8 protein-coding genes are annotated in these 11,268 nt (G+C 72.7%); 2 read left to right on the top strand and 6 right to left on the bottom strand.

The window, feature by feature from the left end; all coding sequences use genetic code 11:
- Window positions 1-32 precede the first annotated feature (32 nt).
- The 6 genes from ACTWP8_RS13575 to mce all read right to left on the bottom strand — a co-directional run bounded on the left by ACTWP8_RS13575 (window position 33) and on the right by mce (window position 8,666).
- A complete protein-coding gene (locus ACTWP8_RS13575; RefSeq protein ID WP_443322388.1) occupies window positions 33-926 on the bottom strand; it encodes a hypothetical protein in 894 nt (297 codons plus the stop codon).
- A gap of 173 nt (window positions 927-1,099) precedes the next feature.
- A complete protein-coding gene (locus tag ACTWP8_RS13580; RefSeq protein WP_443322389.1) occupies window positions 1,100-1,870 on the bottom strand; it encodes an ABC transporter permease in 771 nt (256 codons plus the stop codon).
- A 19-nt stretch (window positions 1,871-1,889) separates the two neighbouring features.
- Window positions 1,890-2,900: an ABC transporter ATP-binding protein gene (locus tag ACTWP8_RS13585; RefSeq protein ID WP_443322390.1), complete on the bottom strand. Its 1,011-nt coding sequence runs from the start codon at window positions 2,898-2,900 to the stop codon at window positions 1,890-1,892.
- 185 nt (window positions 2,901-3,085) lie between these two features.
- A complete protein-coding gene (locus tag ACTWP8_RS13590; RefSeq protein ID WP_443316557.1) occupies window positions 3,086-4,021 on the bottom strand; it encodes a cellulose-binding protein in 936 nt (311 codons plus the stop codon).
- 115 nt (window positions 4,022-4,136) lie between these two features.
- Window positions 4,137-7,775 (bottom strand): polarized growth protein Scy, encoded by a 3,639-nt coding sequence (gene scy, locus ACTWP8_RS13595; protein ID WP_443322402.1) that lies wholly within the window; start codon window positions 7,773-7,775, stop codon window positions 4,137-4,139.
- 450 nt (window positions 7,776-8,225) lie between these two features.
- Window positions 8,226-8,666: a methylmalonyl-CoA epimerase gene (mce, locus tag ACTWP8_RS13600; protein WP_443316558.1), complete on the bottom strand. Its 441-nt coding sequence runs from the start codon at window positions 8,664-8,666 to the stop codon at window positions 8,226-8,228.
- Window positions 8,667-8,802: 136 nt separating this feature from the next.
- Here mce and ACTWP8_RS13605 point away from each other — a divergent pair, with 136 nt between their 5' ends.
- Window positions 8,803-10,014 (top strand): acetyl-CoA C-acetyltransferase, encoded by a 1,212-nt coding sequence (locus ACTWP8_RS13605; RefSeq protein WP_443322392.1) that lies wholly within the window; start codon window positions 8,803-8,805, stop codon window positions 10,012-10,014.
- An 81-nt stretch (window positions 10,015-10,095) separates the two neighbouring features.
- Window positions 10,096-11,055 carry a methylmalonyl Co-A mutase-associated GTPase MeaB gene (gene meaB, locus ACTWP8_RS13610; protein ID WP_443316560.1) on the top strand — a complete coding sequence of 320 codons (960 nt, stop codon included), beginning with the start codon at window positions 10,096-10,098 and terminating at the stop codon, window positions 11,053-11,055.
- Window positions 11,056-11,268: the final 213 nt, after the last annotated feature.

Genomic DNA, 11,268 nt, shown 5'->3' on the forward strand with positions numbered 1-11,268 from the left:
GCTGCCAGGTGAGAGCAACCCGGCGAGCGCCGTCAGGCGAGAGGCGACAGCGAATCGCCGAGCGGCGGCAGCTCGTCGTAGAGCCGCGGCTCGGCGCTGTCGTCCACGTACGGAAGGAAGTCGGTCTGCGGCAGCAACCGGCCCTCCTCGCCGAAGATCCGGGTGCCCTGCTCGCGGAGTTCCCTGTCGGCGGCGGCCCGCAGGACCCAGGTCTGCGGGTCGGGGCCGAGTAGCTCGCGCAGCCGGGCCGAGTCCTGGAGCAGGGCGGCGATCAGCTCCCTCTGGTCCCCGCCGCCGGGCCGCGGGCGGCCGTCCGGCCCCACGAGCACCCCGTGGACGCTGACGTAGATGTACGCGCCGCCGAGCCGCTCCCCGGACGGCATCGTCAGGGGGAAGCGGTCGCCCGGCAGGATCGCCCGGTGGTAGTGGATCTCGGTGTCGTCCACGGCCTTGAGCTGAGCGGCGTCCAGCCAGGAGACGACGAGCGTCGTCTCGGCGTCCGGCACCAGGTACGGCGCCGCGGCCACATAGCCCGCGCGGCCGATGTGCGCGGAGCAGCCGACGGCGATCCCGCGCACCCGCACCGGCACCATCGGCACGGCGACGGGCAGGCCGAGCCGCATGAGCTTGTTGCGGACTTGGGCGGGCGAGGCGTTGGAGCCCACCGCGAGGACCGGGTGGCGCTGCCCCGTACCGACCTGGCCGAGGGCGCTCAGCGCCTGGTCGAGCTGCTGGTCGGGGCCAGGGTGCCGGTCCGTGCGCCTGCCGACGTACCAGGCGCCCAGGCGGCGCGGCCGTACGCGCAGCGGCAGCAGCTCGCCGCCGGCCAGCAGACCCGGCTCGGCGACCGGGCGGCCGGGGTAGATGAGGGGCTGCTCGGCCGGGACGTCCGCGAGGCCCAGCGCCTCCAGGGTTCTGTCCTTCACGGGGTGAGCCTTTCCGGCCGACGGGTGGGATTGGATCCGGCCGAGACCTGGCCTCTCCAGATGTCCGTCCTTCACGGGGTGAGCCTTTCCGCCACAAGCAGGTCTACCCGGAGCTCCGCAAGAAACAGCTCTCCCCGGACTCCGCCGCAAACAGCTCTACCCGGACCGGCGGACTACGCGTCCCGCTGCCTGATGACGGCGTAGCCGCCGACGAGGGCCGCGGCCACCCAGGCGGCCATGATGGCGAGACCGCCCCACGGCCCGTACGGCGTCGTGTCGTCCGGCGGCGTGACCACCTGCATGATGTGGCCGCCCGCCTGGTCCGGCAGGTACTGGCCGACCTTCCGGGTGGCGTCCACGCTGCCCAGGATGTTGGAGATGATGAAGAAGAAGGGCATCAGGATGCCGAGCGACAGCATGGGGCTGCGCAGCATGGCGGCGACGCCCATCGAGAACATCCCGATGAGGCCCATGTAGAGCCCGCCGCCGAAGACGGCGCGCAGCACTCCGGGATCGCCGATGGAGGCCCGGTGCTCGCCGAGCAGGGCCTGGCCGAGGAAGAAGGCGCCGAAGCTGGTCACGAACCCGATGAGGAACGCGAGGGCCGAGGCCACCGCGATCTTGCCGAAGAGGAACGTGCCGCGCTGTGGGACGGCGGCGAGCGAAGTGCGGATCATGCCGGTGCTGTACTCGCTGGAGACGACCAGCACCCCGAAGACGATCATCGCCAGCTGACCGAGGCCCATGCCCGCGAAGCTGGTGTACGTCGCGTCGAAGGACAGCTGGTCCCGCGCCGGCATGGTGTCGAATGTGCTGCGGGTGACGATGCTGATCAGCGCGCCGAGCGCGAGCGAGACGACGAAGGCCAGACTCAGCGTCCAGATCGTCGACGTCACGGACCTGATCTTCGTCCACTCCGACTGGAGGACCTGCGTCGCCGCCATCGCTCAGGCGCCCTTTCTGTCACTGATGTTCGTTCCGCTCCCGATGCCCGTGCTGTCCTTGCTGTCCGTGGTGCCCCCGCGGCTGCTCTGCGCGCCAGTCGGTGCCCCAGCCCTGCGCGCTGCCGTTGTGCGCGTGGTACTCCACCGACTCCGCGGTCAGCCGCATGAACGCCTCCTCGAGCGACGCCTGCTGCGGGCTCAGCTCGTGCAGCACCAGCCGGTGCTCCGCTGCCAGTTCGCCGATCCGCGCCGCGTCCGCGCCCTCCACCTCCAGTGAGCCGTCCTTCGCCGCGGTGACGGGTGCGATCCCGGCGCCGTCCAGCACATCGCGCAGCTTCTCCTGCTCGGGCGCGCGCAGCCGTACGTACGACCGCGAGTTCTGCGCGATGAACTCCGGCATCGAGGTGTCGGCGAGGAGCCTGCCCTGACCAATGACGACCAGGTGGTCGGCGGTCAGCGCCATTTCGCTCATCAGGTGGCTGGAGACGAAGACGGTGCGACCCTCGGCGGCGAGACGCTTCATCAGGTTGCGGATCCAGTGGATGCCCTCGGGGTCGAGGCCGTTGACGGGCTCGTCGAACATCAGGATCTGCGGGTCGCCGAGCAGCGCGGCCGCGATGCCGAGCCGCTGGCCCATGCCCATGGAGAAGCCCTTGGCGCGCTTCCGCGCGACGGAGGCGAGGCCAACGGTGTCCAGTACCTCGCGGACCCGGCCGCGCGCGATGCCGTTGCTCTGGGCGAGGCAGAGGAGGTGGTTGTACGCGCTGCGGCCGCCGTGCACCGCCTTGGCCTCGAGCAGCGCGCCGATGCACGTGAGGGGGTCGCGCAGGTCGGCGTAGTGCCGGCCGTCGATCCGTACGTCCCCTGCGGTGGGGTGGTCGAGGCCGAGCACCATGCGCATGGTGGTGGATTTGCCCGCGCCGTTGGGGCCCAGGAAACCGGTGACCATGCCGGGGCGGACGGTGAAGGACAGCCGGTCGACGGCCAGCGTGTCCCCGTAACGCTTCGTCAGGCCCTGGAGCTCGATCATTCCCTCACGCTAGGCACCGCGGCGGCCGCCCCGCCATGCGTGAGCACCCGCCCGGGTCAGAGCCGCGCGCTGCGGCACCTTCCATTGACGCGATGGGCGCCCCCTCGGTGTGAGAGGGCACCCATCGCGTGTGAGTGGAGGCGTGGCGCGGGGCGCGGGCTGCGGGGCGTAGGGCGCGGACCCGGTTACCGCGTCTGCTGGGCCGGGACGCCCCGGGTGACGGGCTCCTCCTCCGGCGTGCCGGCCGCGGCCACCGCCGCGCCCGTCAGCGTGGCGAGCATCTCGCGGACGTTCGTCAGCTGGGCGTTGATGCTGTCGCGGCGGTTGGTGAGCGCCGCCAGCTCGCGCTCGGACTCGCTGCGGATCCGGTCGGCCTTGGCGTTGGCGTCGGCGACGATGTCCTCGGCCTGGCGCTGCGCGGTCTCCACCGTCTGGCGGGCCCGGCGCTCCGCGTCCGTACGCAGCTTCTCCGCCTCCAGGCGGAGCTGCTCGGCGCGGTGCTCGATCTCCGCGAGGCGCTTCTCCGCCTTGGCCTGACGGGAGGCCAGGTCGCGCTCGGACTGCTCGCGGCGCTTGGCGAGGTTCGTCTCGAAGTCGGCGGCGGCCTGGGCGGCCTTGGCGCGGGTCTCCTCGAAGAGGGTGTCCGCCTCCTCGCGCTTGGACTGCGCGTCCTTCTGCGCGTCGGCACGCAGCGCCGCGGCGTCGCCCTTCGCCTTCTCGACGATCCGGGCGCCCTCGTCCTCGGCCTTCGCCTTGCGCTCGGCCGCGAACGATTCTGCATCGTTACGAACTTGCTGCGCCGCGCCCTCGGCCAGTTCGCGGTGCTGCTCGGCGGCCCTGCGGGCCTCCTCGCGCAGGTCCTTGGCCTCCTCCTCGGCGAGCCGGAGGATCTTCTCCACGCGCGCGCCGAGCCCGGCGTAGGACGGCTCGGCGTCGTTGACCTGAGCCTGGGCGTTCTGCGTTTCGAGATGGAGCTCCTCGATGCGCTTTTCCAGAGAGGTGATACGAGCCAGTGCACTGTCACGGTCGGCGACGAGCTTGGTGATGCGGTCGTCCACCTGCCCGCGGTCGTATCCACGCCGCACGAGCTCGAAGCCGAAGGGGGAGGAAGTGTCGCTCATGGGGTTCCTGTCGAAAGAGACCGGTGAGGTGATAGGGGGAATCCTAGGGGCCGCGACGGCGTGTCATCGAGTCAATGCGGCTTTGATCTGGAGAATGAACCCACTTTTGGGTGGCTTAGCCCTCTGACGGCTTGCCACTCGATCGGGTGGCGCCCGCACCGGCCGCCGCCTTGACGCCGCCCGGGGTGGAGCCGCCGTTGGGCCCGGACTTGCCCGAGCCCGGTGCCTCGAATGACTCCAGAGCCTCCAGAACGTCCTGGACACGGGAGATTTCGGCCTGGATGTCCTCGCGGCGCCGCACCAGGATCTCCAGCTCGTGCTTGCCCTCATCGACCGTACGCTTGGCGTCCTCCGCGGCCTCGGCACGGATGCGCTCGGCCTCCCGCAGCGTCTCGGCCTTCTTCTGCTCCGCATCCTTGAGCAGGCCCTCGGCCTTCCGCACCGCGGCGATCCGCACCTTGCTCGCCTCGCTGCCAGCATCCGAGACGAGGGTCTTGGCCTTCTCCTGGGCGTCCGCGAGCTGTTCGCGCGCCGCCTTCACCAGCTTGTCCACCCGCTCGCCCGCGGACTTCATCGCCTCGGAGGTCTCGCGGCGGGCGCGGTCATGGAGCTCCTCCACCTCGCCCTCGACGCGGGCGCGCAGCTCCTCGCCCCGCTCCCGGATCGCGGTGGCGTCCCTGCGCGCCTCGCCGAGCAGCGTGTCCGCGTCCGTACGGGCCCGCTCCACAAGTCCGTTGCCCTCGTTCGTCGCCTCGGTGACGATCCGCTCGGCCTCCTTGCGGGCGGCCCCGACCATGGTGTCGGCCTGCTCCTCGGCGGCGGTCGCCGCGCGTACGGCCTCCTCCTGGGCCTTGGCGACGAGCTGGTCGGCCTGCTCCGCTGCTCCGGCCAGGCGCTTGGCCGCTGCCTCGCGGGCCTCGTCCAGCGTGCGGTCCGACTCCTCCTGCGCCTCCCTGCGCAGCCGTTCGGCCTCGGCCTCGGCGTCGCGCCTGATCTGCTCGGCCTCGGCGCGGGTGCGGGCCGCGTGCTCCTGAGCGGAGGCCGTCGTGGCCGCCGCCTCGGAGCGCAGCCGCTCGGACTCGGACGTCGCCTCGGTGATGAGCCGGTCGGCCTGCCCTGCGGCGTCCGCCCGTTTGCGGCCCGCATCCGCGCGGGCCGACGCCAGCAGCCGGTCGGCCTCCTCGATGGCCTCGGAAACCGTGCGCTCGGCAAGCGACTTGGCGGCCTCGGACTCCTCCTGCGCCTCGCGCCGGACCCGGGTCGCGTCGGCCGAGGCGCGCTCCCGCTCCGCGTACGCGTCGGCGCGGACCCGGTCGGCCTCCTCCTGGGCCTCGGCGCGGGTCCGTTCCGCCGCGTGCTCGGCGGCGGAACGCAGCCCCGCGATCTCCTCCTCGGCCTGCTCGTGCAGCCCGGCGACCGAGTCCCGTACCGTCTGTGCCGTCTGCTCGGCTGCGGCGACCATTTCGGCCGACCTGCGCTCCGCCTCCTCGACCAGGCGCTGCGCCTCGGTCTGCGCCTCCTCGACCCGCTGGCGGGCGGAGGCGAGCAGCTCCTCGCTCTGCTCGCGCGCCTGGGCCCGCTCCTGGTGGGCCTCCTCGCGGGCGGCGCCCAGCAGTTGCTCGGCCTCCCGGCGGCGGCGGGACGCCTCCTCCTGGGCGGCGGCCAGCGCCTCGGCGGCCTCGGCGCCGGTGCGTTCCGCGGCGGCCGCGGCCTCGGCCCGTACCCGGTCCGCCGTCTCCTGCGCCTGCGCCCGCAGCTCCTCGGCCTCGGCGGCCGCCTCGCCACGCAGCCGCACGGCGACGGCCTCGCCCTCGGCGCGGGCGTTCGAGGCGTCCGCGGCGGCCTCGTTGCGCAGCCGGTCGGCCTCCGCCTCGGCCTGCTGCTGAAGCGTGCGCAGCCGCTCGGCGGCCTCGGTGCGCAGCCGCTCGGTCTCCTCGGCGGCCTCCCGGCGCAGCCGCTCGGCCTCCGTACGGGCCTCGCGCAGCGCCTCCTCGGCCGCGGTGACCCGGGTCTCCGCCTCCGAGTGCAGCCGGGCCAGCTCGTCCGCGGCCTCGGCACGCCGGTCGCGGGCCGCCTGCTCGGCCTCTTCGCGCAGCTGCCGGGCCTCCTCGGCCGCCGCCTCCGAGAGCTGCCGGGTCTGCTCCGTGGCCTCGGCCCGCAGCTCCTCGGCCTCCGTACGGGCCCGCTCCAGCGCCTCGTCGGCCTGCCTGCGCAGCGTCGAGGCACGCTCGATGGCCTCGGTGCGCACCCGCTCGCTCTCGGCGGTGGCGGAGTTCCGCAGCTCCTCCGCATCAGCCTTGGACCTGGCCAGCAACTCCTCCGCGGAGTTGGCCGCCTCCTCGATCTGCTGGACCGCCTCGCGCCGGGCCTCGCCGCGGATCCGCTCGCCCTCGGCGACCGCCTCGGCCCGCAGCTGCTCGGCCTCGCCGCGCAGCCGGCGCGCCTCCTCCTGCAGCTCGACGGTCTTGGCGCGGTACTCCTTGGTGTCGTCCTTGGCCGCACCCTTGAGCTGCTCGGCCGAGTCGTGCGCCTCGGCGCGCAGCCGGTCCGCCTCGGCCTCGGCCTCGCGGCGGATCCGCTCGGCCTCCTCGCTCGCCGCCTTGGTGGTCGCCTTGGCGTCCTCCGACGCCTTCTTCAGCACCTCCTCGGCGCTGCGGGCGGCCTTGGCGAGCTGAGCGGCGGAGTCCTCCGCGGCCCTGGAGCGGGCGGTCTCCTCGGCCTCGGCGATCAGCCGCTCGGCCTCGGCGCGGGCGTCGGCCCGCAGCTGCTCGGCCTCGGCCTTGAGGGCCTCGGTTTCCTTGGTGGCCTCGGTGACCAACCGGGCGACCTGGGCCTTGGCCGTACGGGTGCGCTGCTCGTTCTCGGACTCGGCGCTGCTCAGCCGCTTCGCGGCGGCGGCCTCCGCTTCGTCGCGCAACCGGTCGGCCTCGGCGCGCGCGACGCGCAGCGCCTCGTCGGCCTCCTTGATCCGCTGCTCGGCGGCCCGGGTCAGCTCGACGGCCTGGCGGCGGGCGCTGTCGGACTCGGTGGCCGTGGAGCTGCGCAGCTGCTCGGCGTGGTCGGTGGCCTCCTGGGCCTGCGCGCCGGCCGCGGTCAGCAGCCGCTCGGCGTCCGTCCTGGCCCGGCGCAGGATCGCCTCGGCCTCGGCGCGGGCCGCCTCGGTCTCGGAGACGAGCCGCTCGCGGGCCTGCTCGGCGAGGCGGTGGGCCTCGGCGCGGGCGTTGGCCAGCGACTGCTCGGTCTCGGCCCTGGACTCCTCCATGAGCCGGCGGGCCTGGGCCTCGGTGCGGGCACGCAGCTGCTCGGCCCAGGCGACGTTCTCGTTGACGTGCGACTCGACGGTGGCGCGGCGCTCGGCCAGCTCCTCGTCCAGGCGCCGGCGCCGGTCGACCGCCTCGGCGTGCAGCTCGGCCTCGAGCCGGGCCTGCCGCTCGGCCTGCTCCTGGAGCAGCCGCTGGGTCTGGGCGCGAGCCTCGCGCAGCTCGCGCTCGGCGTCGGCGCGCAGCTGGTCGGCCTGGATCTGGGCGTTACGGAGCAGCTGCTCGGCCTGGTAGCCGAGTCCTGCGGCGTCGTAGGCAGGGCGGGACGCGAGGTTGCGACGCGCCTCGTGGAGCTTGGCGCGCAGCACCTCGACCTGGTAGCCGAGGTCGTCGGCGTGCTGGACCGCCTTCTCGCGCTCAGTCCGCAGCCGCTCCATCTCGGCTTCGAACTTCGAGAGGTGATCGTCAGCCTCGTAGCGGTCGTAGCCCCGCACTCCGCGGTCCCATCCGTCCCCTGGTCGCGTCGACACCGGCGCCTCTCCTGCCCGTACAGCTGCCGGTCCGGTCTCCGATCTGCGCTGTCCTTCTCCGATACGTGTCTGTCTGGATACGTGCCTATCGGAGAATGGTGTCAGATCATCGGCGAGGCATGGGTCACAGCCCCCAACCCGCACCCGGCCGAGGGGTAACTCTACCGGCCGGGCGACGTGGAGGTCAGTGCTCGTTCGTGGCCATCGGAGCCGCCTTGGCGCAGCGACCCGCCACCCCTCGGAGCCGCGGTGGCGCACCGAAGCGTCGGACCGGCGGTGGCGTCCCAGCCCCTTGGACCGGCCGTGGCGCACCGACCTGTCACCCAGCCACTTGTCGGAGCCGCGGTGGCGCACCGACCCGTCACCCAGCGGAGCAGCTCCGCTCTACCGGATTCACCGGCCAGGGACGTGTGGTCAGTGCTCGTCCGAGGCCGGGGGAGCTGCCGTCACGAGCTCGGTCAGCACGCCGTGGCAGTCCTTGGGGTGCAGGAACGTGATGCGCGAGCCCATGGAGCCCCTGCGCGGCTCGTCGTAGAGCACGCGCACGCCCTTGTCCCGGATGGCGGCGGCGTCGCCGTCCACGTCCGCGGTGCCGAAGGCGATGTGGTGCACGCCTTCGCCGTTCTTGGCCAGCCACTTCCCGACGGCGGAGTCCTCGCGCGTGGGCTCCAGGAGCTGGAGGTAGGAGGCGCCGCCGTCGGAGGTCTCGTTGATCTTGAGCATGGCCTCACGGACCCCTTGCTCCTCGTTGACTTCGGTGTGGAACACCTCGAAGCCGTACGTGGCACGGTAGAACTCGACGGTCTTGTCGAGGTCGAAACAGGCGATCCCGATGTGGTCGATACGCGTCAGCATGGGTCCAGTGCACCGCTCACACGGCCCGTTACGCAACGTGCGCGCGATCACACCTTCTGGCCGATGACCCGGCACGTACCGCTCAGTACATTGAGGTAAACCCTCGTTCACATCCTTCACATGAAGGGGCCGCTCCATGACTGGTTCGACCGGCAACACCTCCGTGATCGTCGCAGGAGCCCGTACGCCCATGGGGCGCCTGCTCGGGTCCCTGCGGACCTTTTCCGGGGCCGACCTCGGAGGCGCCGCCATCAAGGCCGCGCTGGACCGGGCCGGCATCGGCGGCGACCAGGTGCAGTACGTGATCATGGGCCAGGTGCTCCAGGCGGGCGCCGGGCAGATTCCGGCCCGCCAGGCCGCCGTGAAGGCCGGCATCCCGATGAGCGTGCCCGCCCTCACGGTCAACAAGGTGTGTCTGTCCGGGCTCGACGCCATCGCGCTGGCCGACCAGCTGATCCGGGCGGGCGAGTTCGACGTGATCGTCGCGGGCGGCCAGGAGTCGATGACCAACGCCCCGCACCTGCTGCCGAAGTCCCGCGAGGGCTTCAAGTACGGCGCGGTGGAGATGATCGACGCCATGGCGTACGACGGTCTCACCGACTCCTTCGAGAACGTCGCCATGGGCGAGTCGACCGAGAAGCACAACACCCGGCTGGGGATCGGGCGGGAGGCGCAGGACGAGATCGCCGCGCTCTCGCACCAGCGGGCCGCGGCCGCCCAGAAGAACGGGCTGTTCGAGGCCGAGATCACGCCGGTCGAGATCCCGCAGCGCAAGGGCGACCCGGTGATCTTCTCGAAGGACGAGGGAATCCGCGCGGAGACGACGGTCGAGTCGCTCGCCAAGCTGCGCCCGGCCTTCGCCAAGGACGGCACCATCACGGCCGGTACCTCGTCGCAGATCTCGGACGGCGCGGCCGCCGTCGTGGTCATGAGCAAGGCGAAGGCCCAGGAGCTGGGCCTGGAGTGGATCGCCGAGATCGGGGCGCACGGCAATGTCGCGGGCCCGGACAACTCGCTCCAGTCGCAGCCGAGCAACGCGATTGCGCATGCGCTGGGCAAGGACGGGCTGCGCGTTGAGGATCTCGACCTGATCGAGATCAACGAGGCGTTCGCCGCCGTGGCGGTGCAGTCAATGAAGGACCTCGGGGTCTCCCCCGAGAAGGTGAACGTCAACGGTGGCGCGATCGCCCTCGGCCACCCCATCGGGATGTCGGGCGCGCGGATCGTGCTGCACCTGGCGCTGGAGCTGAAGCGGCGTGGTGGTGGTCTCGGCGCGGCCGCGCTGTGCGGTGGCGGCGGGCAGGGCGACGCGCTGATCATCCGGGTGCCGCAGAACGGCGGGAAGTAACGGGAAGTAAGGCGAGGCGGGGGTAAGGCGGGAGCGGGCACCCGCCAGGCAACCCGTACGAGCGCGAGGAGCAGAGCACTCATGGCTGACGTCCCCACCCTGGTGGAGCAGGCGAGGCAGGGGCGGCCGCGTGCCGTGGCCCGGCTGATCTCACTGGTGGAGGGGGCGTCGCCGCAGCTCCGCGAGGTGATGGCCGCACTGGCTCCGCTGACCGGCGGGGCCTACGTGGTGGGGCTCACCGGGTCGCCGGGCGTCGGCAAGTCGACATCGACGTCGGCGCTGGTGACCGCGTACCGGAAGACCGGCAAGCGGGTCGGCGTCCTCGCCGTCGATCCGTCCTCGCCCTTCTCCGGTGGGGCGCTGCTCGGCGACCGGGTGCGGATGAGTGAGCACGCCTCCGATCCGGGGGTCTACATCCGGTCCATGGCCACACGCGGCCACCTGGGCGGCCTTGCGTGGGCCGCGCCGCAGGCGATCCGGGTGCTGGACGCGGCGGGGTGCGACGTGATCCTCGTCGAGACGGTGGGGGTCGGCCAGTCGGAGGTCGAGATAGCCTCCCAGGCCGATACGAGCGTGGTGCTGCTGGCGCCCGGCATGGGGGACGGGATCCAGGCGGCGAAGGCCGGGATCCTCGAGATCGGTGACGTGTACGTCGTCAACAAGGCCGACCGGGACGGCGCGGATGCCACCGCGCGCGAGCTGAACCACATGCTGGGGCTCGGGGAGTCGCGGGCCCCGGGCGACTGGCGGCCGCGGATCGTGAAGACCGTCGCGGCCCGGGGCGAGGGCATCGACGAGGTCGTCGAGGCGCTGGAGAAGCACCGGGCGTGGATGGAGGAGCGGGGAGTCCTCGCGGACAGGCGGAGACGGCGGGCGGCCGGTGAGGTCGAGTCGATCGCCGTCACCCGGCTGCGGGAGCGGATCGCAGACCTGCACGGCGACCGGCGCCTGGGCGCTCTCGCTGAGAGGATCGTGGCGGGTGAACTGGACCCGTACGCTGCCGCAGACGAACTGGTCGAGGGCCTGACCAACGGCGGCTGAGCGGGCGTTCGCAGGGGTGGGTGGCCGGGTCGCGTGCGGCTGGCCGGCCGGGTCGCGTCGTCGCGTGTGGTGGTCCGCGACGGCGCTGGCCGTACCGCCCGCCGTTCGCAGGGCTGGGTGGCCGGGTCGCGTGCGGCTGGGTCGCGTCGTCGCGTGTGGTGGTCCGCGACGGCGCTGGCCGTACCGCCCGCCGTTCGCAGGGCTGGGTGGCCG

Origin of the sequence: Streptomyces sp. 7N604 (assembly GCF_052245475.1) — a bacterium.
In the GTDB taxonomy this organism is placed as follows: domain Bacteria; phylum Actinomycetota; class Actinomycetes; order Streptomycetales; family Streptomycetaceae; genus Streptomyces.

Bases quoted from the DNA above. Each gene is read 5' to 3' on its own strand.
- ACTWP8_RS13580 (WP_443322389.1), bottom strand. From the start codon at position 1,870: ATGGCGGCGACGCAGGTCCTCCAGTCGGAGTGGACGAAGATCAGGTCC.
- ACTWP8_RS13585 (WP_443322390.1), bottom strand. From the start codon at position 2,900: ATGATCGAGCTCCAGGGCCTGACGAAGCGTTACGGGGACACGCTGGCC.
- ACTWP8_RS13590 (WP_443316557.1), bottom strand. From the start codon at position 4,021: ATGAGCGACACTTCCTCCCCCTTCGGCTTCGAGCTCGTGCGGCGTGGA.
- mce (WP_443316558.1), bottom strand. From the start codon at position 8,666: ATGCTGACGCGTATCGACCACATCGGGATCGCCTGTTTCGACCTCGAC.
- ACTWP8_RS13605 (WP_443322392.1), top strand. From the start codon at position 8,803: ATGACTGGTTCGACCGGCAACACCTCCGTGATCGTCGCAGGAGCCCGT.
- meaB (WP_443316560.1), top strand. From the start codon at position 10,096: ATGGCTGACGTCCCCACCCTGGTGGAGCAGGCGAGGCAGGGGCGGCCG.